22 protein-coding genes are annotated in these 24,232 nt (G+C 65.1%); 12 read left to right on the top strand and 10 right to left on the bottom strand.

The genetic code is table 11. The features are described from left to right. Window positions 1-50: 50 nt before the first annotated feature. Window positions 51-1,691 (top strand): ABC transporter substrate-binding protein, encoded by a 1,641-nt coding sequence (locus ACOOF5_RS15395; RefSeq protein WP_420440700.1) that lies wholly within the window; start codon window positions 51-53, stop codon window positions 1,689-1,691. Here the strand turns inward: ACOOF5_RS15395 and ACOOF5_RS15390 are convergent. After that, complete coding sequence (locus ACOOF5_RS15390; protein ID WP_420440698.1) at window positions 1,676-1,816, bottom strand: hypothetical protein; 141 nt, start codon at window positions 1,814-1,816, stop codon at window positions 1,676-1,678. The two genes, ACOOF5_RS15395 and ACOOF5_RS15390, sit on opposite strands and share 16 nt — an antisense overlap. Window positions 1,817-1,820: 4 nt before the next feature. Further along, window positions 1,821-2,783: an alpha/beta fold hydrolase gene (locus tag ACOOF5_RS15385; protein WP_420440696.1), complete on the bottom strand. Its 963-nt coding sequence runs from the start codon at window positions 2,781-2,783 to the stop codon at window positions 1,821-1,823. Between the two features lie 236 nt (window positions 2,784-3,019). Between ACOOF5_RS15385 and ACOOF5_RS15380 the strand changes: the two genes are divergently transcribed. From ACOOF5_RS15380 to ACOOF5_RS15365, 4 genes are all read left to right on the top strand, one after another. After that, window positions 3,020-3,907 (top strand): phytanoyl-CoA dioxygenase family protein, encoded by an 888-nt coding sequence (locus tag ACOOF5_RS15380; protein ID WP_420440694.1) that lies wholly within the window; start codon window positions 3,020-3,022, stop codon window positions 3,905-3,907. Window positions 3,908-4,030: 123 nt separating this feature from the next. Continuing rightward, a complete protein-coding gene (locus ACOOF5_RS15375) occupies window positions 4,031-4,450 on the top strand; it encodes a nitroreductase/quinone reductase family protein (RefSeq protein ID WP_420440693.1) in 420 nt (139 codons plus the stop codon). 123 nt (window positions 4,451-4,573) lie between these two features. Further along, window positions 4,574-5,005: a hypothetical protein gene (locus ACOOF5_RS15370; protein ID WP_420440691.1), complete on the top strand. Its 432-nt coding sequence runs from the start codon at window positions 4,574-4,576 to the stop codon at window positions 5,003-5,005. Window positions 5,006-5,016: 11 nt separating this feature from the next. Continuing rightward, entirely contained in the window at window positions 5,017-5,415 is a 399-nt protein-coding gene (locus tag ACOOF5_RS15365) for a DUF5615 family PIN-like protein (RefSeq protein ID WP_420440689.1), read from the top strand. Here the strand turns inward: ACOOF5_RS15365 and ACOOF5_RS15360 are convergent. Further along, entirely contained in the window at window positions 5,337-7,616 is a 2,280-nt protein-coding gene (locus ACOOF5_RS15360; protein WP_420440687.1) for a CotH kinase family protein, read from the bottom strand. The two genes, ACOOF5_RS15365 and ACOOF5_RS15360, sit on opposite strands and share 79 nt — an antisense overlap. A gap of 349 nt (window positions 7,617-7,965) precedes the next feature. Between ACOOF5_RS15360 and ACOOF5_RS15355 the strand changes: the two genes are divergently transcribed. From ACOOF5_RS15355 to ACOOF5_RS15330, 6 genes are all read left to right on the top strand, one after another. Further along, window positions 7,966-8,787: an MBL fold metallo-hydrolase gene (locus ACOOF5_RS15355; protein ID WP_420440685.1), complete on the top strand. Its 822-nt coding sequence runs from the start codon at window positions 7,966-7,968 to the stop codon at window positions 8,785-8,787. A 57-nt stretch (window positions 8,788-8,844) separates the two neighbouring features. Beyond that, window positions 8,845-9,753: a haloalkane dehalogenase gene (locus ACOOF5_RS15350; protein WP_420440683.1), complete on the top strand. Its 909-nt coding sequence runs from the start codon at window positions 8,845-8,847 to the stop codon at window positions 9,751-9,753. 50 nt (window positions 9,754-9,803) lie between these two features. Then, window positions 9,804-11,243: a N,N-dimethylformamidase beta subunit family domain-containing protein gene (locus ACOOF5_RS15345; protein ID WP_420440681.1), complete on the top strand. Its 1,440-nt coding sequence runs from the start codon at window positions 9,804-9,806 to the stop codon at window positions 11,241-11,243. A 115-nt stretch (window positions 11,244-11,358) separates the two neighbouring features. Beyond that, window positions 11,359-12,588 carry a hypothetical protein gene (locus ACOOF5_RS15340; RefSeq protein ID WP_420440679.1) on the top strand — a complete coding sequence of 410 codons (1,230 nt, stop codon included), beginning with the start codon at window positions 11,359-11,361 and terminating at the stop codon, window positions 12,586-12,588. Window positions 12,589-12,607: 19 nt separating this feature from the next. After that, window positions 12,608-13,762, top strand: a complete 1,155-nt coding sequence (locus tag ACOOF5_RS15335) for a hypothetical protein (protein ID WP_420440677.1) — start codon at window positions 12,608-12,610, stop codon at window positions 13,760-13,762. Window positions 13,763-13,780: 18 nt separating this feature from the next. Then, window positions 13,781-14,977, top strand: a complete 1,197-nt coding sequence (locus ACOOF5_RS15330) for a redoxin domain-containing protein (RefSeq protein ID WP_420440675.1) — start codon at window positions 13,781-13,783, stop codon at window positions 14,975-14,977. A gap of 15 nt (window positions 14,978-14,992) precedes the next feature. Here the strand turns inward: ACOOF5_RS15330 and ACOOF5_RS15325 are convergent, their stop codons facing one another. Further along, window positions 14,993-15,412 (bottom strand): DUF5367 family protein, encoded by a 420-nt coding sequence (locus ACOOF5_RS15325; RefSeq protein WP_420440673.1) that lies wholly within the window; start codon window positions 15,410-15,412, stop codon window positions 14,993-14,995. A gap of 115 nt (window positions 15,413-15,527) precedes the next feature. Between ACOOF5_RS15325 and ACOOF5_RS15320 the strand changes: the two genes are divergently transcribed. Further along, window positions 15,528-17,801, top strand: coding sequence for an arylsulfatase (locus ACOOF5_RS15320; protein ID WP_420440671.1), 2,274 nt, complete (start codon window positions 15,528-15,530; stop codon window positions 17,799-17,801). Window positions 17,802-17,860: 59 nt separating this feature from the next. On the opposite strand, the gene ACOOF5_RS15315 is transcribed toward ACOOF5_RS15320, so the two are convergent. From ACOOF5_RS15315 to ACOOF5_RS15290, 6 genes are all read right to left on the bottom strand, one after another. Next, window positions 17,861-18,118, bottom strand: a complete 258-nt coding sequence (locus ACOOF5_RS15315) for an alcohol dehydrogenase catalytic domain-containing protein (protein WP_420440669.1) — start codon at window positions 18,116-18,118, stop codon at window positions 17,861-17,863. A gap of 58 nt (window positions 18,119-18,176) precedes the next feature. Then, a complete protein-coding gene (locus ACOOF5_RS15310) occupies window positions 18,177-18,989 on the bottom strand; it encodes a coniferyl-alcohol dehydrogenase (RefSeq protein WP_420440667.1) in 813 nt (270 codons plus the stop codon). A 113-nt stretch (window positions 18,990-19,102) separates the two neighbouring features. Next, window positions 19,103-19,525: a c-type cytochrome gene (locus ACOOF5_RS15305; protein ID WP_420440665.1), complete on the bottom strand. Its 423-nt coding sequence runs from the start codon at window positions 19,523-19,525 to the stop codon at window positions 19,103-19,105. Between the two features lie 23 nt (window positions 19,526-19,548). Then, on the bottom strand, window positions 19,549-21,135 hold the full coding sequence (locus ACOOF5_RS15300) for a copper resistance CopC/CopD family protein (protein WP_420440663.1): 1,587 nt from the start codon (window positions 21,133-21,135) through the stop codon (window positions 19,549-19,551). A gap of 70 nt (window positions 21,136-21,205) precedes the next feature. After that, window positions 21,206-21,712 carry an O-acetyl-ADP-ribose deacetylase gene (locus ACOOF5_RS15295; RefSeq protein ID WP_420440661.1) on the bottom strand — a complete coding sequence of 169 codons (507 nt, stop codon included), beginning with the start codon at window positions 21,710-21,712 and terminating at the stop codon, window positions 21,206-21,208. 5 nt (window positions 21,713-21,717) lie between these two features. Beyond that, window positions 21,718-24,126 (bottom strand): CoA transferase, encoded by a 2,409-nt coding sequence (locus tag ACOOF5_RS15290; protein WP_420440659.1) that lies wholly within the window; start codon window positions 24,124-24,126, stop codon window positions 21,718-21,720. Window positions 24,127-24,232 lie beyond the last annotated feature (106 nt).

The following is a 24,232-nucleotide window of genomic DNA, read 5'->3' as shown; positions in this document are numbered from 1 at the left end:
CGGGTTCTCGACTTATTTTGAACAATCGAAAGGGAAGTGTCGTGATGAGAATGAAATGGACGGGGCTGCTGGCCCTGATTCTTGCGTTCACCCTGATAGCCGCAGCTTGCAGTTCTGACGACGACTCCGTGTCCGATGACGAGGCGCCTGCGGTCGATCAAGACGCGGCCGCTGACGACGATGCGGGAGGCGATGAGGGCGATGAGCCTGCCGCCTCCGACGACGAGCCGGCCGCGCCTGAGGGACGAAGCGGGACGCTGAAGTGGGCGCTCGGTTCGAATGGGGCGAACTTCTTCGATCCCCACAAGGCGACCAACCCGTTCGGTCGGTCGTGGATGTATCCCTTCTACGACCGTCTCACCAGGATCGATGACAACGGCGATGTCCAGCCCATGCTCGCGACGAGTTGGGAGTTCTCGGACGACGGTTCAGCTATCACGTTCCATCTTCGTGAAGGTGTGCTGTTCCACGACGGCACGAGCTTCGACGCCGCAGCGGCCAAGATTAATATTGACCGAGCACGGGATCCGGCGGTCAGCGGTGGAACGTTCGTCGATCTCTTGGTTGTCGAGTCGGTCGATGTGATCGACGACTACACGATTCAGGTCAATCTGGGTGCCCCGGGCGGCGCGCTGCCGGCGCTGCTTTCCGATCAAGCGGGCATGATGATCTCGCCCGCGGCCATGGACAATGAAGACTTGGCCACGATGCCCGTTGGGGCCGGCCCGTTCGTAGCAACCGAGTTCCGCGTCGACGAAGCGATGTTTGCCGTTGCATTCGACGACTATTGGAACCCTGAGTTTCCAAAGGTCGAGAACCTCGAACTGCGATTCGTGCTGGACCCGTCGACGCGAGTCAACGCCACGGTAGGCGGAGAGGTCCATGGCGGCGTGCTCGACACGGTCCTGTACACACGAGACGATGTCGATGAACTCGGATTGGTCATTTCCGAACGATTCTCGACGGCTCTCTACCAACTCTTCTTGAACACCGAACGAGTGCCCGAGCTGGCGAACCCGGCAGTACGCCGAGCATTGGCGATGTCGATTGATCAGGATGCCTTCGGCTCAGCACTGTTTAACGGCGAATGCACGCCGACGGATCAGGTCTTCGGCAAGGGATGGTTCGCCCACAATCCTGACATCGACGCGAACTACCACCCCTTCGATCCTGAGGGGGCCAGGGCGATTCTCGAGGCCGAGGGCGCGACCGGCTTCGAGTTCACGGCGATCACGGCGAACATTCCGAGCTTCGTGGCCATGGCCGAGGCGATGCAGGCCTTCTTCGCCGACGTCGGTGTGACGATGAACGTGGCTCCGACGCCGATTCCCGAACTGATCTCGGGCTTCATCGTCAACAAGACTGCTGACGCCTATTGGTCACTCAACCCAGGTGCCGCCGATCCCGCCAAGTTTGTCGCGACGATCTGGCTGCCTCAGAGCCCGTTCAACCCTGGTGGCTACGAGGTGCCAGGACTCTTCGACCTCCACGTTCGGGCTCAAGCAGCGACGAACGAGGCCGACCGGGCGCCGCTGTATCACGAGATGGCACAGCTCCTGGTCGATGAACAGTTGACGATCGCCGTGTGCACCCCAGCCTCACTGATGGCGCACCGTCCGGAGGTCGGCGGCGTCAGCCTCCTGTCCACAGTCAGCGACGTCGATGTGATCGGGATCTACATCGACGAATAGTCGCTGGACAGTTGCGGCGCGGTGCCGAGCAGGGTGCTGAGAATCGCGGTCTCCGCGGGAGCTGCAGAGTCCCGACCGGTGGGTTTGCCTTCGAGCAGCCCCCAAAACTGGAACTCACTCAGCACCTTGCTAAGGCTGCGCGCGACGCAGGATGTGCTCGACGATCTCGGGGCCGTGGGTGAACTGCAGGAAGTGACCGGCGTCGGCCAGCACGTCGATCGGTGCGCTCATCCGACTCGCCCACGTGCGGCCCCACTCCTCGCTGAAGCCGTCGTCGAGAGCGCCCCAGACGAAGTGGGCGGCCTTGTCCCAACCCAGCAGCACCCGGTAGTGCAGTTCCTGACCGGCGCCGTTGCCGCTGTCGTAGTTCCCGACGGGGATCGAGAGCGGGAACCAGCGGGCGCCGTTGAAGCCTTCTTCGGGCAGGCCCCGAAACGGTGCGGAGAAGCCTGCGTACCTCAAAGCTGCTTCGCCTTCGAGTTCCGGTTCGACACCGGCCTTGATCGCCGGAACCACGTCGCGTGAGCGCACCATGCGTCCGGCCAGCAGAGGCACGAGACCGATGCTCGGCTGGGGATGCGCATACCGGCCGCCTGGCTTCCACGCGGCGATCCACTGCAGGAAGCTCTCGTCGTAGTCGAACTCCGGGTGATGGAGCCAGGTGTTCATGATCACGAGCCGGCTGAACCGGTCCGGCATCATCGCCGCCTGGGCGAGGCCGATCGGGCCGCCCCAGTCCTGGCAGACCACCGAGATGTCCAACAGGTCGAGACCACAGATCAGCGAACTCAGCACTTCGGAGTGGCGAGCGATCGAGTACCAGTTCGGGTCGGTCGGCTTGTCGCTGCGGCCGAAGCCGAGGTGGTCGGGGGCGATGCAGCGGTACCCGGCGTCGACAAGACCCGGGATCATGGTGCGGTACAGGTAGGCCCACGTCGGCATGCCGTGCAGCAACAGCATGACGGGTCCGTCAGCGGGGCCTTCGTCGATGTAGTGGACGCGCAGGTCTTTCCACTGGTGGTAGCGGGGCTCGTAGTCCCAGTCTCCGAGGGCGTCGAAGTGCGCGTCGTCGGTACGTACAAAGTCAGTCATGGGGGCCTGCCGGATTCGTCGATGTCGGCAAATGATGCCCGAATCAGCCCCGGGTCAGTGCAGGTCGAGCGACATGCACTGTTCCATGGGGACGCCGTGGCTGTGGGGGATGGGCGTGACTGTCTGCGCCAGCAACTGATCTGAGCCGTGGATGCGGCCGATGCGGCCTGTGGCGTCACGAGTAGTTTCTGGAGGAACCGCCCGGCCTACGGGCCTCGACGCCGAGACGTGTTGCCATGAGCATGACCGCCATTCGTTCCCTGCAGAGGACCCCTGCCGCGGCGGGCCTTGAACCCGTTCTCGCGGCGCTTCAGCAGGACGGCGGCGTCATTGTCGAGGGGATGTTTCCCGTCGACACCATTGCCCAGATCCGTGCGGCCGCCGATGACTTCGCCGAGGGCGAAGAGCCTGGCGGCGCCACGCAGGGCCTCGGCGACGACGGCAAGGGCTTCGTCGGGGCGAACACGATTCGGTTCTCGAGCCTGGCCCGTCTGACACCGGCGTTCTTCGATGTCCTCGACAACGAGCTCTACGCCCAGATCGCCGATGCGGTGCTGTTGCCGATCTGCGGCTCGTACTGGCTCAACACCGCCCAGGTGATGTACATCGGTCCGGGCGAGTCCGCCCAGATGCTGCATCGGGACGCCAACAACTGGTGGGCATTCGTGAGGGCCACGTGGCCGGATTCGCCCGAGGTCACGATCAGCGCCATGATCGGGCTCGAGGAGGTCACCGAGGAGCTGGGCGCGACTCGGGTGGTGCCGGGCAGCCATCGCCAGTCCGAAATTGCTCGCTATGAAGAGCGAGAATCCGTGCCCGCCGAGCTCGGGCCGGGCGACGCGCTGGTGTACTCGGGATACGTGCTGCACGGAGGCGGCGCTAACCAGACGGTAGACCGGTGGCGCCGGGCATTCCATTGCAGCTTCGTCGCCGGATGGCTGACGCCCGAAGAAGCCAGCCCACTCGATTTCGGCCTGGGTGAGCTGTCCGGATACAGCGAACGCGTGCAGCGACTGCTCGGCCACAGCTCATACGATCCGCGCCCCTACAACGGAGGCGGCCTGTGGCTGCGCCACGCCCGCGAGATGCAGGACGTGATCGGCTCCAACGGCGACGACGGTTGAGCCAGCTGCGCGCGGCTGCTGGGATTGATCGGAACGGGCAGCGGTAGCGTTCGCGCCCGGCGTCACGGCGCCGCAATCCCGACATGACGAGCCCGAGAGCTCGCCACCGAGACAGGAGTCCCGATGGACTTTTTGAAGATGAACGAGCCTGTGATCAAGGAGTTCCGCGAGAACGACGGCAATTGCAGCGGCTGGCTCAAGGGCGCGCCGATGATCCTGGTGACCATGACCGGCGCAAAGTCCGGCCGTGAGCTGTGCTCGCCGCTCGTGTATTCCACCGACGGCGACGACATCGTCATCATCGCCTCCAAGGGCGGCGCCCCCACGAATCCGAACTGGTACTACAACCTCGTCGCCAATCCGACCGTCACCGTCGAGGTGGGCACCGACACTTGGGAGGCAACGGCGCAACTCACCGAGGGCGACGAGCGCAAGCGGCTGTTCGATGCTCAGGCGGCGCTGATGCCGCAGTTCGCCGAGTACGAGACGAGCGCCAGCGAGCACGGCCGCGAAATCCCTGTATTCCGCCTCGTCCGCAACTGAAGATCCGCCGCGGGTCAAGTCGCGCGAACGGTTCGAGCGATTGCTAGGTGCTACGCGGGCTTGCCGACCGCGAACCGCTCGACTTGACTCAGGGCGGGCCCTAAACCGCCTCTGGCCGCAGCGGTGACAATTGACTACAACGTCACCATGACGGTGCTGTCGATTCGATTCCGGCGCCCGGGCGCCTATGACCGGCTGAAACGCCGAGCCCACCAGGGTTCGGAGTCGATTTCTGCGGTAGGCGAGCGACTGATCGACGAGGGCTTGCGGATGGAGGCCCACCCCGGAGTCGTCTTCCGTAACGGGCCAACTGGCCGCCGCGCTGGTCTGGCCACAGGCCCCGACGTGTGGGAGATCGTGGGCCTGCTGAGAGACCTACGCGACAGTCTTGAGGAACGAGTTGTCGGTGCGGCTGCTCGCATGGGTCTCGCGGCGTCTCAGGTCCGAACAGCAGGTCGCTACTACGCCGAATTCACCGATGAGATCGAGTCTGAGATCGCCCAGAACGACGAGGCGGCGGAACTCGAGTTGGCCGTCTGGGAGAACGAGCGCTGACTGCTCTGCGGGTGAGGCTGCTCCTGGACGAGATGCACGCTCCCGCAGTTTCGGTAGAGCTGCGACGGCTCGGACACGACGTTCTCGCGGTCAAGGAGCGGGGCGAATGGACAGCGTTGCCGGATAGCAAATTGCTGCTCGCTGCGGCCTCAGAGGATCGTGCGCTCGTTGTCGAGCACCATCCTCACCGCCCGCTCACGCAGCTCGGCAGCATGAATCCAGTAATCCGCCTCCACCAAAACCGGGGCGATTCACACTCCGGCATAGGCGGTCTCGACCTCAAACGCAGAGCAGCACTCGCCATGACAGCGCCCAACGAGGCACTGTCACGTCACGGATGGTTGGCAGCGCCTGGCGTGGGGGTGCTGACCGTCTCGAACGGGCCGGTGACGTCGGGCACTCGGGCGTAGCTCTGGCCCGCACCCGACTGGCCGTCGTCCCAGTCGACGCTGGCGACCAGCGTGCCGTCCAGCAGCCAGATGCCGAGCTCCTCGTCGCTCCCGAGAGCGAAGCCTGGCCAGCCATCCTTGTCGAGGCTGAATTGCACATATGCACCCGGCCCGATGACCGTGCCGGCCGGGAACGGCACTCGCTTTCCGACTTCCGTCAGATCGTCAGCCATCTCGAAGCCGTCGAGCGCTATGGGCACGCGCGATGCGTTGTGCAACTCGAACCAGTCCAGCGGGTCGCCCTTGGCGGCCACCTCGTTGATGACCAACCCGACATCAAGCGGTGAATCTGAAGGGTGAGCGCCCGGGGCGTCTGCGCCGCTGACGCCAGATTGCGATGGAGTCCACCCGTATGCGCCCGAGAAGGCGCCGGCGATAGAGGTGCCCGGAGTCGTCCCGCCGCTCGACAGCTCCAGTTCACCCTCGGTGAACGGCGTGAAGCTGTCCGGCGACGACGCTCCCGCCGGGATCGACCAGATTCCTCCCGCGATGGCATCCACGCCGATGACCAGCGTTCGGCCCGCCACCAACTCGCGCGGGTCCATCACCAACGACATTCCGTTGACCGAGCCATCGGAATCGAGCCCTGCGACGACGATGGACGCAGGTCTCTCGATCTCCGGAAGCAGGATGCGCTCGTCGGGGTTGGCGTCGCCGGCGAAAACCCCGATGCGGTCGATCGACTCGGGGGATCCGTCCAGCACCAGGCTGTGGACCGTGCCCTGCCCGAGCGGGTTGGGACTTGAGTTGCTGGCCCAAGTCGTGTCGAAGGTGACCTCCAGGGTTCCCGAACCGGCAGTCGGAGGGGCAGACACCTCGGGTTCGGGCCACTCGGGAGGCGTGGGCGAGAGATCCGCGAGGAATTCGGTCTTGCGCTTGGAGATGAACGTCCGCAACCGCTCGGTGTCGGCGGCGGCCGCCCGGGCTTCGGCCGAAAGGGCGTGCTCTTGCACGATGGCGGCCATCTCGTCGACCGTCGCCAACAGCTCGGTCTCGTTCCACACGTTGGCCAGAATCTGTTTCAGCCGGGCAACGTATTTCGACCGCCAATCCGGGTGGTTGTACAGGCGGTTGGGAATGGCGGTGAGCGCCAGTACCGACGGCGGAGGGTTGGAGATGTTGTCGAAGGGGTTGGGGTCGTCCTGCAGGTGGAATGTGCCATCGGTGCCCCACGGCATGAACACGAACCGGCCGTCGGGCACCCGGTAGAACCAGTAGTTGTTGCGGTCGCCGGCGTATCCGTCCCAGTGGCCCACCAGCACTTCGGTCGCCCAGAACGACAGGAAACGGTCGAGGTCGACGATCTCGCCCAACGCCGCCAATCCGGCCTCGGAAGGATCGCTCAGGGCTGCGACCACGGCGTCGATGTCTGACCAATCGTCGGCGTCTTCGTTGGTCTTCTTCTCGAATGTGCCGCGGAACTCCGGCGTGAAGTCGCTGATCGTGCCTTCGTACAGGTTGCCCTCCGCACTCTCGAAATGGTGCGACAGGAAAGGGGCCTTGAATTCCTCCACGTGTACGTACAACCCAAGATCGGCGCCGTTCACCGACACGGTGGCAAAATTGCAGCGCGGCGCAGGATTGCCTGCCGCGGCGAACACTCGGTAGGACAGGCACGTGTTGACCATCGAAGGGTCCTGAACGCTGTTGTTCAGTGTCATCCGGTTCATGCCCCCCGACAGGGACTGGCCGTCGATGTACTTGTCGAATCGGAGCTTGAGAGACGGCTTGGTCGAGCTTTGTGAGCCGACGAAACCCTTCTTGCGCACACCCACGTCTGCGTGCGTCTGGCCGTCGACGGTCACCGTGGCGCCGAACCACGTGTAGATGCTGGCGAAGGGCCGCGAGAGGCCGTATTCCTCGATCTCGGCGAACACGTCCGCGATGGTGCGGGACTGGTGACGCAAGGTGTCCCAATCGGGCTCGGCGATCTCGATACTGATGTCGAGCACATGGTCGAGGTCGAAATAGGCGTCGCGCGACTGAGTCTCGGCGTCGTTTTGAGGTGGCGCTGGTGGACTGGTGGTCGAAGCGTCAGTGTCGGGGGCGAGCGTCGTGGCCGGGGACACACCGTCGTCGGTCGTGCTGGTGCAGCCAGCCGCAATCAGCGCCGCCACGAGCACAGCGATCAAGCGACGCGTGCGCCGCGCAGGTGATCGCATTTGTCCACCTCCAAACGTCCATAGGACGTGGGCGGACCATATCGGGGGCTCGTCGTCGGTTAGCGACTTGTTCCGCTCCGCTTCGGTTATTGCAGCAACCTCTTGCAGGACCCGCGGACAGGTGAGCTTTCTTGTCGCCGCACCTATTGCTTCCTGCTCTTGTTTGCTGTCGCTCACGGGCCGCTCGGGCCACGGCTTTGCGTATCGGCGCAGCCGCTTAGGGTTGCGGCCGTATCAGTGGTGCCTGGCGATCGGCAGGCGCTGCAGCACGATCAAGGGCAGCACGATCAAGGGCGACGAGGTACTGACGGTGCCCCGATCGAACTCCCAGGGCAGACAGAGGAACCTCATGGACATCATCCTGACCGGCACGGGATCGCCGATTCCTGACGCGAACCGCGCCGGGCCGTCGACGCTGGTCAAGGCCGGCGACACTCACATTCTCGTGGACGCCGGACGCGGCGTCGTGATGCGCCTCGCCGGGGCCGGCACGCTGCCTGTCTTCCTGAGCGGCGTGCTGCTCACCCACCTGCACAGCGATCATGTGTGCGCGCTCAACGACGTCATCACCACGCACTGGGTCATGTCGCAAGGCAACGGGGTGCTGCAGGTGTACGGGCCGCAGGGCACGGCCCAATTCGTGGAACGTCAGCTCGCTGCCCTCGAACCCGACATCGGGTATCGCATCGAGCACCACGACGACCTCACCGAGGGGCCCAAGGTGGAGGTCACCGAGCTGGTGCCCGGTGACGCGTTCCACATCAACGATGTGTACATCGTTGTGGCGGCGACCGACCACGCACCCGTGAGGCCCACGCTGGGTTACCGGCTCGAACATCAGGGCGTCGTCGCTGCGCTGGTCGGCGACACGCTGCCATGCGAGGGTGTGGACCTCTTGGCGAACGGTGCCGACGCCTACGTGCAGACGGTGATCCGCACCGATCTCGTCCTCCAGCTGCCGATGCGCATGGCACATGACGTCATCGACTATCACTCCGACGTGAGCCAAGCCGGACAAACCGCCGCCCGCGTCGGAGCGAAGCGGCTCGTGCTCACCCACATGGCGCCGCCGCCGACGCCCGAGCAGATACCGGAGTGGGCCGAAATGGCCCGTCGACACTTCGACGGCGAGATCGTCATCGGTGACGACCTCACCACGATCGCACTCTGAGCTGCCCAACACCGACGCCATACAATCGCCGGCCTGCCAGCGACTGGAGCAATCGCCATGAAGATCCTTCGCACGCCCGACGAGTGCTTCACCGATTTGGCGGGCTACGAATTCGAACCGCACTACGTCGAGATTTCCGACGGCGAGGGCGGAACGCTGCGTGCCCACTACCTCGATGAGGGACCATCCGACGCCGACCCGGTACTGCTGTTGCACGGCGAGCCGTCGTGGGCGTATCTGTACCGCCACATGATCAGGCCTATCGCCGAAGCCGGGCACCGGGTGATCGTGCCGGACCAAATCGGCTTCGGCCGCAGCGACAAGCCCGCCGAGCAGTCCGACTACAGCTACGCCCGCCACGTGACGTGGATGTCGAGCCTGATCTTCGACGCGCTGGACCTGCGCGACGTCACCTTCTTCGGCCAGGACTGGGGCGGTCTGATCGGCCTGCGGCTCGTCACGGCGCAGCCGGACCGGTTCGCCCGAGTGGCGATAGCCAACACGGGCCTGCCCACCGGGGACCGTCAGCCCAGCGAAGCCTTCATGAACTGGCAGAAATTCGCTCGGGAGTCACCGGTCTTCCCGATCGGCGACATCGTGAACGGCGGTTGCCTCACGGAGTTCCCCGCCGACGTCATCGCCGCCTACGACGCGCCGTTCCCGGATGACTCGTACAAGGCCGGCGCACGCGCCTGGCCGTCCCATGTGTGCACATCTCCCGACGATCCCGAAGCTCAGCCGAACCGAGATGCATGGGGTGTGCTGGCGCAGTTCGACAAGCCGTTCCTGTGCTGCTTCAGCGACAGTGACCCTGTGACTGCTGGCGCCGACAAGCCGTTCCGTCGGATGGTTCCGGGCGCCCAGAGCCAGGCGCATGTCACCGTCGAAGGCGCCTCGCACTTCCTGCAGGAAGACAAGGGACCCGAGTTGGCCCAGGTGCTGATCGAATTCATCAGCGCCAACTGAGCGAACCGTCACCAATGCCGCAACCGCGGCCGGACCACTACGGTCGCCGCATGATCGCGGGCTATTGCTGGCCGCACAGCGGCGTGGCGGGGGACAACATCGACCTGATGGTCAGCGCGGACGGTGGCTCATGCCGCGTGGAGCTGCTGCGAATCGGCGCTGACGAGCAACTTGTGGGTTCATGGGAGGTGGCGACCGCAGAGCAGCCGGTTCCCGACGACTGTGCCACCGAAGGATGCGGTTGGACCCCGACGCTGCAGCTCGAGATCGATCCTGCGTGGCAGCCGGGCTTCTACTTGGTGCGCTTGGGTGGCCCTGAGGGCGAGGTCGCCGAAGCGTTCTTTGTCGTCCGAGCAGCCGAGCCGGGCGAGACACTGCTCGTACTGTCCACCTCGACGTGGGCGGCCTACAACGACTGGCGCGGGCCGAGCTTCTATACCGGCGGGCATGAGTCCTCCCAGCAACGGCCGCTGCCAAGGGGATTCTTGGACAAGCCGGACCCCCATCGCTACCGCGTCGCCCGCTTTGGGCAGCTGCCCCGCCCAGAGGTCGAGGAGTACTTCGACAACTACTCCTACTGGTCCGCCGCCGCAGGGTGGGCGAATTGGGAGCGACTCTTCGTCAGCTGGGCGGAACGCAACGGCATCCAGCTCGACTATGCGACCAGCTTGGACCTGCACCACCGCCCCGACCTGCTCGACGGACGCCGGTTGTACATTAGCGTCGGCCACGACGAGTACTGGTCCGAGGCCATGCGTGACCACGTCGAGAGCTGGGTCGAATCCGGTGGCGCTGCTGCGTTCTTCTCGGGCAACACTTCGTTCTGGCAGGTCCGCTTCGGCGACAACGATCGGGTGATCGGCTACAAGCTCGACTTCCACCTTGACCCCGTGATGGGTACCGACGCGCAGCACACGGTCTCGACGATGTGGAGCGACCCGCTCACCGGCAGGCCCGAGTCGGAAATGACCGGGGTCTCCTTTACCCGAGGCGGCTACGCCCACTGCCGGCGGGCTCCCAAGGGTTCCGGCGGCTACACGATCTGGCGACCGGACCATTGGGCGTTCGACGGCTTGCGTCTGATCGCGGGCGACGTGCTCGGCGGTGAGCCCGTCGTCGTGGGCTACGAGTGCGACGGTTGTGAGCTGGCGCTGGTGGACGGTTTGCCAGTGCCCACTGGGACCGGCGGCACGCCGGCCAACTTCGAGGTGCTCGGCACGGCCCCGGCACACCTGTGGGAGACCTCCGAAGCCCCACCGGGGCTGCCCGACAGCTATGTCGGCGAGCTCAACTGGGTCACCGAGCGGCTTGGCGGGGGCGACACGCCCGAGAACCGGGAGCGGTTCGCGCACGGTGCCGCGGTGATGGGCTGGTTCCAGCGGGGTCTCGGCGAGGTGTTCACTACGGGGTGTACGGACTGGGCCTACGGTCTCGAACACGACGACGTGGCGACGGTTACCCGCAACGTGGTCGGCCGCCACGTCAACTGAGCTGGCGATCAACCAAGGAATCCCTCGTGCTGCCGGCCATATCGATGACTCACGACATGGCCCTGTTGCTCGTCGCGCCGCTGGGTTACCGTACTTGCGCCCGCGAGGAGGCGACATGACCGACACCGCAACACTGCCCGAAACGGCGGCACCGATTGTGAAGGCAGCCGATGTCGCGTACATCCGATTCTCGGCACCCGATCTGGACGCCATGGAGACGTTCGTCAACGACTTCGGACTCGTTGTGGCTCACCGCGACGACGACGTGCTGATCTCGCGTGGCCTCGAACCGATGCCGTTTCTGCACGTGGTCCACCGAGGGCCCGCCAAATTCATCGGTCTTGCGTTCGAAGTCGACACCGAAGATGATCTGGCTGCGTTGGCCAGTGCGGTGCCCGGCTGCTCGCCCGTTCACGACATCGGCGGTGCCGAGGGCCAGCTCGGCGGCGGCAAGCGAGTTCACTTCGTGGAGCCGATCACCGGGTTCGTGCTCGAAGCGGTACACGGCCAGCACGCCGCACCGCTTGCACCGCGTCGCGACCGCATCACCTACAACCACGCCGGGGTCGACGAGCGGGCAGGTGTCGAGCAGGACGTGGCCGGGAACCGCTACCCGATCAAGAAGGATCCCGGGCCGCCCGAGGTATATCGGCTCGGCCACGTAGTGGCGGCCGTTCCTCCGGGAGCTCACCAGGCATTCATGAAGTTCCTGTCGGATACCTTCGGCATGCTCGTGAGCGACGCCGCTCGAATGATCATCCCCCCTGGCGCTGAGGAGCATTTCCCGCCGCCGCTGGTAGAGCTGATCAAAGCGACTGGCTCCGATGTGATGTTTCAGTTCATGCGCATGGACCGGGGCGCTGCCTTGACCGACCACCACAGCATCCTCGTGTTGCCGCTCATGGACGGAACACCGGAGGCGCAGTTCAGCCATGCAGCGTTCGAGGTATTCAGCATGGACGACGTCTTCCGGGGCCATATGCACTTCCGGGAGCGAGCCGCCGACGGATCGCCGTACAAACTGGCATGGGGCATCGGCCGCCATGTCTACGGCTCGCAGATCTACGACTACTGGCACGACCCCTACGGCCACGTCCACGAGCACATGTGCGACGGCGATCGGGTGGATGCCAACTATGGACCGAACACGATCGACATGACCGATCCCGGGCAATTCGGAGACAACGGCGGCAACCAGTGGGGTCCGACGGTCGAGGAATCGGGCGTGCACAATCTCAACGGCCCCCAGTGCGACCCCACGTTCGCAGACCGACCCGATGACGTCCGTGCCTCACTGCTGTCGAGGGACCTCAGCGAGATACAGCACATCGTTGAGGGGATCTGAGCCCGCCGTGGGCCCCCGAGTGAATCAGTTTCCGGCAGATCGGGAAGCCAATCGGGCGCATCTGCTCGCGTCCGTCGAATCGGCTGCCGATGCACTGGCCGCAGGCCGGGACGAATCCGAGCAGGCACGCCGGCTCTCGTCGACTTCGGTGGAGGCCTTGCGTGAATCGGGGCTGTTCATGCTCAAGACCCCGCGCGAGGTGGGCGGCGCCGAAGCACACCCGGTCGTCCAGATGGACGTGATCGAGGCGGTGGTCATGATTGATCCGGCCGCAGCGTGGTGCATGTTCATCACGGCGGCGGTGTCGGGCGCCACCTTGGCTCAGCTGACCGACGATGCCGTGGACGAAGTGCTTGCCGACGGCTTCCCCTTCATGGCCGGAGCACTGCGGCCCGGCGGAATGGCCCGAAAGGTTGACGGCGGGTACCAGGTGTCGGGCCGGTGGGGGTGGGGCAGCGGTGTCGAGCATTCCGACTGGGTGATGGTGCCGGTGTTCTGCGACGACCCGCCACTGATCAGGGCGCTGGTGCCGACCAGCGAAGTCATCCTGCACGACAACTGGCACACGCTTGGCATGCGCGGCACGGGCAGCTGCGACTACGAGCTTGACGACGTGTTCGTGCCCGACAGGTTCGCCACCGATCTGCTGGGGGCCGAGCTGCTGCGGGGAGGGGCGCTGCACCGGCTGGGCCTGCCGGCATATGTCGTGAACGAGCACGGCAGCTTCGCCTACGCCCTTGGCCGGCTGGCGCTGCGAACCATGAGCGATGCCGCTATCGAGAAGAAGCGCGGCTATCTCGGCGGAACCAGCGTCGCCGATCGGCAGGTCTTCCAGCGGGCCGTCGGCCAGGGCGCCATCCGGATGAACGCCTGCGCTGCCGGGATGGCCGAGGCGCTCGAGCGCATGTTCGACTCCGCCGTTGACGGCCCGCCCGATCCGGCGCTCGTCACCGAGGCCCAAGCCGCGGCGGTGTGGGGCACCGACGAGGCAGTCGACGTGGTGAGCGGGCTGTTCCGGTACGCAGGCGGGAGCGCGGTCATGTTGGCGAACGACATGGGCCGCATCCTGCGCGACATCTACACCGTGCAGTCACACCTCATGGTCTCCGATGTCGGCTATGAAAGCTATGGCCGCGTGGTGCTGGGTCTCGAACCGGGCGGCGGTCTCCCGTAGCAGCGGCTATCGGCTGAAATGGGACTCAAGAGCAGGGGTCGGCAAGTGATTGTTTTGACGAGTGACAGCACCAGCGACATCGCTCGGCGAAGCGATGACACGCACAAGCTGTGGGTGCGGGTCGATCAGCTCGCCTCGGCCACTGGTTGGCAGCTGAAGCCTGAGGGGGTGTGCCTCGGGGAGATATGCGTACCGCTCGTCGAGCCCGAACGCGAAGCGTGGATCGCAGATGCCGACGACTGGGTGTGGTTCTGCTACTCGGCCTTCGCCGACAAGATCGGCCAGAAGTACGTACACGACGACGGCGTGTGGAGCCTCGGCTCGGTGCCCGAAGTACGTCGCATGGGGCTGGAGTCGGGGCTCGCCCCTGACTTCGAGATGACCGACCGCAACGGTGACACGGTGCGATTGTCCGAGCTGCGCGGCCGCAAGGTGGTGCTGTTCAGCTGGGCGTCGTGGTGAGGGTGCCGGGTCAACCTGCCGGTCTGGCAGGAACTGTACGAATCGATCGGCGCTGACCGGTTCGAATTGATCAGCGTTGCCGAGGATTCCCAAGGCGAAGCTGCTGCTGGCAAGTGGTTCGATAAGGCGTCGCCCACGTTCCGATGCATCGTCGACCCGACACACCGGATCAGCTCGTTGTTCGGCTGGGTCAATGTGCCCTCGGGTGCGTGGATCGACGAGGAGGGGCGCATCGTTCGCAGCAACGAGGGCGTGTTCCCCGACGAGACCACCATCAAGTTCGGCCTCGGCAAGGTACGGCTGGGCAACGACGCCTTTGCGCGTGCCACGAGAGACTGGATCGAGCGCGGGGCTGACAGCGAGTTCGTCTGGTCTCCCGAGGAGCTGGCCGCTCGTCTCAAGCCTGTCGACGACGACACCCTGCTGGCGGAGCCCACGTTCAAGCTGGCGTTGTACTTCGAAGCAGCAGGCGACAGCGACCGTGCCCAGCGACATTTCGAAGCTGCGCAGCGACTGGCGCCGGACAACTGGAACTATCACCGACAGGGCTGGACCCACAAGGGAACCCTGTACGCGTACATGCAAGTGCTGAAAAAGTCGACCTACCTGCGCAAGAACACCGACAAGAACTACTACGACCCCATGGAACTGCCCGACGAGAACCATCGCCGGTTCACCGAGCCCGATTGGATCTGGACGCCGGCCGTCAACCGCCTCAAGCGCCTGCTACGCCGACAACCAAGCACGGCGTAGTCGTCGCCAGCGGGTCTACGGCTTGTCGGCGGTGGGCTTGTTGATGAACATTGCCAGTAGCAGGCAGATGCCGGCGGCACCGAGGATGAGTGCCGAATAGGCCGTGTCGTCGTGGGTGCCTTGGTCGAACCAGTCGTTGAAATAGGTGGTGGTGATCGCATCGAGGATCATCGCGGGTGCCAGGAGCGCTATTGCGGCCGAGCTGCGCCATTGTCGCGGTGTTTGCAGCACGCGGAAGCACATGAACATGGTGATCACGGTGACGATCGTTCCGACGATCAGCCAGACCCACCACACGGTGCGGGATTCCGACGGTTCGTAGTCGTCCGTGAAGATCAGCAGGAACAGTCCCAGGAACACGGCCCAGCCGACGACGGCGATCACCATCATCAAGATGATGTGCTGGATGTAGGTGAGTCGGCTCAGCGTGGTCATGAAATTCGTAGTCCTTTCATCAAGGGGCGACGTCGGTGTCGAGCGCCACAGCAGGACGGTAGTTCCCGACGATGGGGCGTAGCGTCCTGGTGCAATTCCGCATGAAAGGCTCACCATGGCTACGCCGAGCAAACTCCCGTCCTTTCAGGGTCGAATCGGCCGAACGATCGCCGAGTCTGAGCCTTGGTTCGAACAGCATCCCCAGGCACCTGCCGGGGCACCGAACGTCGTGTTCGTGCTGCTCGACGACACCGGGTTCGCCCAGATCGGCTGCTACGGGTCAGACATCGACACGCCCCACATCGACGCCCTCGCCGCGAACGGGCTCCAGTTCACGAACTTTCACGTCACGCCGCTGTGCTCGCCGACCCGAGCATCGCTGCTGACCGGACGGTCTCAACACGCCGTGGGCATGCGGTCGGTGTCCAACTTCCTGACCGGCTTCCCCAATCAGCTCGGGCACATCACCAACCACGCGGCGACCATTGCAGAGGTGCTCAGCGCCGAGGGCTATGCCACGTTCTGCGCAGGCAAGTGGCATCTCGCTCCGACACAGAGCATCTCTGCGGCGGGTCCGTTCGACCAGTGGCCCCTCGGTCGGGGCTTCGACCGGTTCTACGGCTTTCTCGACGGCGAGACCGACCAGTTCTTCCCTGAACTCGTCGCTGACAATCACCTGATCGACCCGCCCGCGCGACCCGAGGACGGGTATCACCTCAGCGAAGACCTCGTCGATCAGATGCTGCGGATGATCAACAACAGCAAGGGGGTGCGTCCTGATCGGCCGTTTTTCGCCTACGTGCCCTTCGGTGCTACGCACGCTCCGCATCAGGCACCACCGGAGTACCTCGCGAAGTACCGGGGCCGCTACGACGAGGGCTGGGATGTGGTGCGCCAGCGCTGGTACGACCGGCAGATCCAGCTGGGCGTCATCCCGCCGCACACCGTGCTGGCGCCGCTGAACCCGGGCGTGAGACCGTGGGACGCGCTCTCAGAGAACGAGCAGAAGCTGGCCTGCCGGCTGCAAGAAGCCTTTGCTGCATTCTTGGACCACACCGACGATCAGATCGGACGGCTTGTCGCCGGACTCGAACACCTCGACAACACGATCTTCATCGTGATGGCCGACAACGGTGCATCCCAAGAGGGCGGACCGACCGGTGTGATGCACGAATTCAGCTTCTTCAACCAGGTGGCCGAGCCGATCGAACATGTCGTCGAGCGGCTTGACGACATCGGCGGGCCCAACAGCCACACCAACTACCCGTGGGGCTGGGCTCAATGCGGCAACTCGCCATTCCGCTGGTACAAGCAGAACACCCACGAAGGCGGGGTGCATGTACCGATGGTGGTGCATTGGCCGGAGGGCATCCCCGCCGAGCAGCGCGGGACCCAGCGAAACCAATTCGTCAATGTCGCAGACGTCACGCCCACCGTCTACGAGTTGCTCGGAGTCACTCCGCCTGGGACCTACCGGGGGTTGGAACAGCTCCCGCTGACAGGCAACTCCTTCGCCTCGATGCTTGCCGACCCCGACGTACCGGCCACCAACACGCTGCAGTATTTCGAGAACGGTGGATCACGCGCCTTGGTTGCCTTGCTGGAAGGCGTTTGGTGGAAGGCAGTGGTACGGCATACGCCGGGCGATGATTTCGACACCGAACCATGGGAGTTCTTCGACCTCAGCGCCGACCCTTCGGAATGCAACGACCTCGCTGACGAGCAGCCCGAGCGACTCGCCGCGTTGGCCGACCTGTGGTGGAGCGAAGCCGAGCGTCACGGTGTGCTGCCGCTCGACGACCGAGGATTCGAGCTGTTCGCTGCCCCATTGCTCGAAAACTCGCCTCACACGCCCGAGCGGTGCTACGTGTACCGGCCGCCGATGTCCCGGATTCCGACGCAGGCGGCGGCATCGGCGGGTGGGCGCTCGTTCGATCTGGTCGCCCGGGTCACCCGGCGCGCGGGCGACGATGGGGTCATCTGGGCGACGGGCAGTGCAGGTTCCGGCGTGTCGGTCTTCGTCCAGAATGACCGCCTCGTCGTGGACTACAACGCGTTCGGAGACCACACGATTGCAGAGTCATCCAGCGATCTGCCTGAGGGAGACTGCGTGCTGTCGATGCACCTGCGTCGAACGGACCGGACCAGCGGGACAGTGGCGCTGCGCATCGACGGCGTGACGGCGGCTGCCGCAGAACTGCCGCTCGTGATGCGGATCATCTCCTCGATGGGCACCAGTATCGGCCATGACTACGGCTCGACGGTGTCGAAGCTTTACGACGGCTCGTTCCCGTTCACCGGAACGTTGCACGAGGTCGAGATCAAGCTGCCGAAGCGGAGCGCGGCTGACATTGCCGCCACGGCCCGAGCCGAGATGGGCCGCCAGTAGCGAGCCCCTCGGCGGGTCCTCCGCCGCAACGTGCGCTGACGGATGGCTGGTGCACGGGCCTAACTGGCGTTCTTGGGGGCGACGATGGTGGTGGTGCCTTGGGCGACGGCCACGATGCCGATCCCCTCGTGGCCAGGGATGAATACGTGCGGATTGGTGATGTGGCCCGTGTACTGCTCGTGGTCGATGCCGCACAGCCCACACGCCTCGACCCGCAGCAGGCCGTCGTCTTCGCCGACATCGGGCAGGTCGAAACTGCGCCGCTCGAACGATCGCGGCTCGGTGAGCACCAGTCCGGTTGCAGAGGTCCTGGTCACGTCTCCCCGAGACAGTCTTGCTCGCCCTCTCGGCTTGGGCTCCTTGGCTCGCCGACGTTCAGCTGCTGCGCGAACGCGATGCTGGCGAGTCCTTGGGATTGGCCCAGCCCACGGTCATGCCAGCGGACAGGCCGCCATCGACCGGCAAGTCCACGCCGTTCACCCAACCGGAGTCGCCGGCCAGCAGCCAGGCAATCGCCTCTGCTTGGTCATCAGGTGTGGCAACCCTGCCGACCTGTTCATTGAGCCACGCCATCTGCTCGACGCCGGCGTCTTGCTCGAAGTAGGGGAACAGCGGGGTGTTGACCGGCCCGGGGCTGACTGAATTCACCCGGATGCCGCGTTGCACCAGCTGTCCTGCCAACTGCTTCGTGTAGGACACGACCCATTCCTTCGACAGTGTGTACGCGTTCGGGCCGCCGCGGTCGTAGGACTGGGCGACCTCGATGCCGGCGGCGAAGTCTTCGGCGGCATCCAGCTCTGCGATTCGGTCGAGATGGCGGTTCCACACCATGCCGGCGAGCGAGGCGATGTTCACGATCGACGCCCCGTCATTGAGCTTGCCCGCCGCCAGCAACGTCTCGGTGATGTGACGAAGCCCGTATACATTCACCCGCAGTACCAATTCGGCGCCCATGCTTCCGGCGACGCCGGCGATGTTGCCCAAACCGTCGAACGAGCCTTCGAGGTCTCCGACCACCGCATCGATCGAGTCCGGATCGGACAGGTCGCAGTGATGGTGCTCGGCAGCGCCTTGGGGCGCGTCCTTCACGTCGAGGTTCACCACTTCATGACCGCCGGCGGTGAGGCGTTGCAGCGTGGCGCTGCCGATCCCGGTCGACGCTCCAGTGAGCAAGATGCGCTTAGTCATGATGGCCCCTTGTGTGACTCGTGCGAGTTCCGGCGATTCCGTCAACCCGGCGCAGCGAGACTAGATCGGCTTGAAGTTCCGGGCATCGCCGTGACGCTCCGGCTAGCGCGGGCTCATTCTTCGAACCCGAGGCGTTGCTGTTCGGCACGGATGAAGCTGATCACCTTCTCGATCTCGAGATCGGAGATGCCTTCGACGGGCGGCATGTCGCCGAACCACCAGTGGTGTTCCCGAGTGCCGTCACGGATCGCCACCCGGTATGCGTAGTCGCCGTGGTGGTTGGGTTCGTAGATGATGGACAGCTGCGAGGGTCCCTTGTCGGTGCCGCGCAGGTCGACCCCGTGGCACTCGGCGCAGTATTGCTGGTACACCTCAGCGCCATCGGGAATGGCCAGCTCAGCAGCAGTGCTCGCGGGAGTTATCACGTCAGCGGCCTGTGTGGGGATCGGCTCGGCCGCCGAGGTGTCACCGACTTCGTCGGCATCAGCACCACAGGCTGCAGCGATCACGCAGGTGATGAGAATCGTGAGCGCCATCCGGAGCCCGGTAGTACGTCCTGTCACAGCACAGATGCTCCCACGAGAAAGGCCGTGAGGACGCCGACGCATCCGAGGACTACTGCCTCGGCAACCACGATTCGGCACAGTCGCTCATGTACCGGATCCTCGGCGAATTGGGCAGTCGATTTCGACGCGACGGGCATATGAACCCAGCGGCTGCGGGCCCCCAAGAATGCGGCGAGGGCCACGAGAGCGATCTTCGCGAGCAGCAAGCGGCCCCATGCGGTTGACCACAAGTCGGAGAAACGATCGATCACGAGCACTGCCATAACGGTGCCGCCGACGCCGGCAAGCACAAGTGAGACGGATGCCAGCTGAGAAAAACGCATCAAGTGCCGGACGATGTGGATGCCGCCGCGGTGACTGCGCCGAAGAAGGCCGGCGAGCATCGCCAGACCGCCGCTCCACACCGCCGCAGCACTCACATGAGTCACATTTGCCACGGTGTGCAACCATCTCGGTCCCTCGGTGACCGTGTGACCGTCGAAGGAATACGAGGCCACGACGCCGACAGCGCCGATAATCCCTACTGCCGCCAGTACAGACCTGTCGGGATGCGGTGCATCGATACGCGATGCCGTGAACACGGTGAGGCCGCCGACCAGGCGCAGACTTGCGGCTAGGCCGAATTGCGTCCCGAGGGTTCCGGTGATCGCATCGACCGTCCAGATCGCAGACCAGTCGCCCTCGACGATGGCGGCCTGGGTTAGCACCGCGACAATCGCGCTGGCGCTGAGCAGGAGACCGCTGGCGCGTACCCACGTCCGGAAGCGGGCTCGCTCCAGCGGTTCGTCGCGTACGACGAACGCCATGAACGCGAACCCGCCCGCGATGATCAACGTCGCCAGCAGGCCCAAGGCTCGCATCGACTCCGCGAGTCTCTGTGCGCCGGTCGCTCCTGAGCTGCGGTGCAATGCCTGCGACGTCAGGGTGCGTTCAGCTGCGTCTATGTCCATCGCAGCGGTGTTCGTCGTCGGAGTTGACGAGAACGCGTTCGCCGCAGTGTCGGGCACGGACGGCGGGTCAGCCACAGTCATCGTCGGCGAGAGTGGATCGTCGTCGCGGGCCGAGCCAGCTGAGCTTGCAGCCGCGCCGTCATCAGCTGAGCGATCCCCCACTGCAGAGTCGACGGTTTCGTCGGGGAACTCCCCGCCGGACGCATTGTTCGCATCCCCAGTCGATGCCTTTGAGTGGTCGGGATTCCCAGCGACCGCGAACCCAAATGAACCTTCGACGACGTGGCCATCCTCGGCCACGACCCGCCACGAAACCTCGAACTGCCCGCCGGACAAAGGCGGTTCGAAGTTCAGCAGCCACGTCTGCCTGTCGGCAGAGTTCAGCGAGGCAGGGCGGCGTTCATCGCCGTGCTCGTCGAACACCGTGAAACCGCTCCCGGCCGGTTCGACCGGTCGGTTGAATATGAGCGAGATCCGCGAGACGGGATCGTCGGCGGTTTCCCCGTCTGCCGGTTGCGAAGTATCCAGGCCCGTGTGCGCAGCCGCTGGCGCCTGTGTGACGAGCGCAAGCGCGGCACTGACGACAAACGCCAGCAAGAGAGTTTTCGAGCCGCACGATCTCAGGCGCACCGAGTCGGAGTCTTGTCGAGGAAACTGGCAATCTGCTGTAAACGCTCGCAGAATGCGATGCCATTCGATGTCAATCAGCCAGAGCCGTTTGGTAAGCGCTCAGGGCCTCGTCGTTGAAGCAGACGAAACGGATCAATGCGACGTCGGTGGGCGTGCTTCGCGCAGTTTCCACGGCGACCTGCGTGGCGGGCGCCATCGGGTAGCCGTACACACCCGTGGAAATGGCGGGATAGGCGACTGAACGGGCGCCGACCTCATCGGCGCGCGCGAGCGATTCCCGGTAGCACGACGCCAACAACTCGGCTTCGCCGTGGCGGCCGCCGTGCCAGATCGGCCCGACGGTATGGATGACCCAGCGGGCGGGCAGCCCGAATCCCGGCGTGACCTTGGCCTGACCGGTAGAGCAGCCGCCGAGCGTGCGGCAGTGTGCGAGCAATTCTGGCCCCGCGGCCCGGTGGATGGCGCCGTCCACGCCGCCCCCGCCCAACAGGGTCTCGTTGGCGGCATTCACGATGGCATCGACCTGCTCGATCGTGATGTCGCCGAGAGCCAGCTCCAGCCGAGGGTGCTGAGTCACATCGCTTACTCGAGAGCCTCCGCGACAGCCAGCTCGGCTATGCGGTCGGCGTCGTAGCCGAGGATGTCGCCGAGAATCTCGAAGGCGTGTTCGCCGTAGGTGGGCCCGGCCCAGTCGAAGCCGTTGTGTGCTTCCGACAGGGTGTAGGGCACGGCGTCGACCACCACGCGGCGGGCGTACTGGTGGGGCGCCCATTGGAAGTGGCCACGGTGGGCGAGCTGCGGATCATCGATGCAGGCACCCGAGTTCTGGACGTAGTGAGCGGGAACGCCGTGCGCCTGCAGCCGATGCATGAGACCCGGACCGTTCTGGCGGGCGGTAGAGGCGCTGACGATCTCGTCGAGCTCATCCTGACGGGTCCGACGGGCGGATTGGTCGAGATCGGCGAGATCTTCCCGGCGCATCTCGATCGCCAGTGACTGCCACTGCTCATCGTCCTCGACGGCGATGGCGATCCACTGGTCATCCCCGGCAGCCGGGTACACGCCGTGGGGCACCATGTGGTCGTCAGCGTTGCCGCGCCGGGTGCGTCTCGCACCGGTGGCCTGCATCTCGGCGATAGCGGGTGCCAGCAGGTGCACCGCTGCCTCCATCTGGGAGAAATCCAGGTGTTGGCCTTCGCCGGTTCGGCGGCGGTGGTCGAGTGCGGCAAGCAGGGCGCACACCGTGAACCTGGGCGAGCAGTAGTCGGTGTAGGCGAGGTACGGGCCAGCCGGTCCTCGGTCGTCCCAGCCGGTGATGTCGAAGAATCCGGCGACCGATGCCGCCATGTGGCCGAAGCCGGCGAAGTTGCGGTGCGGACCGCTCTGGCCCATCACGCAGCTCGACACCATGACCAAGTCGGGATTGATCTGCCGGAGGTCGTCGTAGCCGAGTCCCCAAGCGGCCATCGTGCCGGGCGTGAACGACTCGATGGCCACGTCGGCCCATGCGACAAGATCACGCACGACCTCGCGAGCTTCTGGCTTGGACAGATCGAGTGAGATCGTCATCTTGTTGGCGTTCGCAGAATGCCAGGCGATGGCGTTCTCCTGGTCGGCCACGTCGTCTCGATGGCCGAGCGCGCCTCGCAGCAGGCATGGTCGGTTCTGGGTCTCGACTCGCACGACGGTGGCGCCCCAATGCGCCAGGATCTTCGTTGCTAGGGGAGCGGCGGCAACCCAGGCCAGATCGGCGACTTTCAGACCTGCCAGCGGCTTATCCAAGCGGGTATTGGGCGGCAGCGGTTCCAGCGCCGAAGGCAGGCCTGCACCGGGTTCGGCCCGCACTTCTTCGGTATGAGCTCCCGCTTCGGGTGGTGAACCGAGGGGCTGCAGGGGAGTGCGATCGACCAGCACGAATCGCCCCGGAAGCCGGATGCCATCGACATCGTCCCAGAAGTCGCGTGCGGCGAGCTGTGGGCTGTCGAGCACGTCTTGGAGGGTGTTGACCGGGCAGACGAGCAGCGAATCGCGCAGGCCCCGCTCGATCATCTCGGCCTTCGTCTTCGTGAGACAGAACCGGGCGATGTCCGCCATCACGCCTTCGATGACGTCTATGGATTCCTCGCCGCCCTGCAGCTGCAGTGCGAAGTTCACCCAGTCCTTGTTGAGCGTCTCGTCGTCGCAGAAGCCTTCTTCGTTCATCCATGCCAGGAAGCGGCGCACCATCGGGCCGATCATCGGACCGAAGGCGAGGGTGACGATCATGTAGCCGTCCTCGCACGGATAGATCGTGCGGAGCATGAGCGATCCGAAACGCACCCCGCCCGCCTCGCGCTGCACCTCTTCCAGGCCGGCGGGCGCGTAAAGGATCGCTGACAGAGCCGTCTCGCAGACGGCCTGCTGGGCAGACAGGTCGACGTGCTGGCCTCGTCCGGAACGGGCCCGGTGCTCGAGCGCCACGAGCGCTGCGACGGCCGCCTGGGCGCTGGCGTGCAGCCACGCCTGGGGGATGCTGATGCGGACCGGGGGACGGTCGCTGTCGCCGGTCACCGCGAGCTGGCCGCTGGACGCGAACAGGGTCAGGTCGGTCGCCTTCCAGTCGGCTTTCGGCCCGGTCTCGCCCCAAGGAGTGATGTGCACGGTGATGAGCTGCTCGTTCGCCTCGCGCAAGGCCCCGAGGTCGAGCTCAAACGGGGTGGCGTCGTTGTGCAGCACGATGTCGGCGCCGGCGGCGAGGCCGGCCACCTCGTCGGCGTCAGCCGCTACGACCGACCGTTTGCCGCGGTTGTAGGCGTCATGGGCGTAGCCGCGGGGCCATCCGCCCGGAGGTTCCACCAGCACCACATCGGCGCCGAGCTGGGCCAGCAGATTGCCAGCGAACCAGCACCGCTCGTCGGTCAGATCCAGCACCCGGTATGGCCCAAGCATCCCGCCCCCCAGGCGTCGATCCTGCGGCGACAACGCATCGCCGCTGCTCCTGCGACCGGACATTAGTGCTGGCCTGTCGACGCTCGGATTGCAGTTCGTCAGCATCACCCGGGTGGGGGCGCGTACATCGACGGTGCGGAGCCGTGGACGGAATCTGATTGTTCTGGCG

The organism is Candidatus Poriferisodalis sp. (assembly GCF_965214215.1).
Classification (GTDB): Bacteria; Actinomycetota; Acidimicrobiia; order Acidimicrobiales; family Poriferisodalaceae; genus Poriferisodalis.
The sequence above is the reverse complement of the archived record's forward strand: the minus strand, read 5'-3'. Positions and strand labels throughout refer to the sequence as shown.

What these genes read in the sequence shown, in the direction of transcription:
- ACOOF5_RS15395 (WP_420440700.1), top strand. Translation starts at nt 51, where the DNA reads ATGAAATGGACGGGGCTGCTGGCCCTGATTCTTGCGTTCACCCTGATA.
- ACOOF5_RS15385 (WP_420440696.1), bottom strand. Translation starts at nt 2,783, where the DNA reads ATGACTGACTTTGTACGTACCGACGACGCGCACTTCGACGCCCTCGGA.
- ACOOF5_RS15380 (WP_420440694.1), top strand. Translation starts at nt 3,020, where the DNA reads ATGAGCATGACCGCCATTCGTTCCCTGCAGAGGACCCCTGCCGCGGCG.
- ACOOF5_RS15375 (WP_420440693.1), top strand. Translation starts at nt 4,031, where the DNA reads ATGGACTTTTTGAAGATGAACGAGCCTGTGATCAAGGAGTTCCGCGAG.
- ACOOF5_RS15360 (WP_420440687.1), bottom strand. Translation starts at nt 7,616, where the DNA reads ATGCGATCACCTGCGCGGCGCACGCGTCGCTTGATCGCTGTGCTCGTG.
- ACOOF5_RS15355 (WP_420440685.1), top strand. Translation starts at nt 7,966, where the DNA reads ATGGACATCATCCTGACCGGCACGGGATCGCCGATTCCTGACGCGAAC.
- ACOOF5_RS15350 (WP_420440683.1), top strand. Translation starts at nt 8,845, where the DNA reads ATGAAGATCCTTCGCACGCCCGACGAGTGCTTCACCGATTTGGCGGGC.
- ACOOF5_RS15345 (WP_420440681.1), top strand. Translation starts at nt 9,804, where the DNA reads ATGATCGCGGGCTATTGCTGGCCGCACAGCGGCGTGGCGGGGGACAAC.
- ACOOF5_RS15340 (WP_420440679.1), top strand. Translation starts at nt 11,359, where the DNA reads ATGACCGACACCGCAACACTGCCCGAAACGGCGGCACCGATTGTGAAG.
- ACOOF5_RS15325 (WP_420440673.1), bottom strand. Translation starts at nt 15,412, where the DNA reads ATGACCACGCTGAGCCGACTCACCTACATCCAGCACATCATCTTGATG.
- ACOOF5_RS15320 (WP_420440671.1), top strand. Translation starts at nt 15,528, where the DNA reads ATGGCTACGCCGAGCAAACTCCCGTCCTTTCAGGGTCGAATCGGCCGA.
- ACOOF5_RS15310 (WP_420440667.1), bottom strand. Translation starts at nt 18,989, where the DNA reads ATGACTAAGCGCATCTTGCTCACTGGAGCGTCGACCGGGATCGGCAGC.
- ACOOF5_RS15305 (WP_420440665.1), bottom strand. Translation starts at nt 19,525, where the DNA reads ATGGCGCTCACGATTCTCATCACCTGCGTGATCGCTGCAGCCTGTGGT.
- ACOOF5_RS15290 (WP_420440659.1), bottom strand. Translation starts at nt 24,126, where the DNA reads ATGTCCGGTCGCAGGAGCAGCGGCGATGCGTTGTCGCCGCAGGATCGA.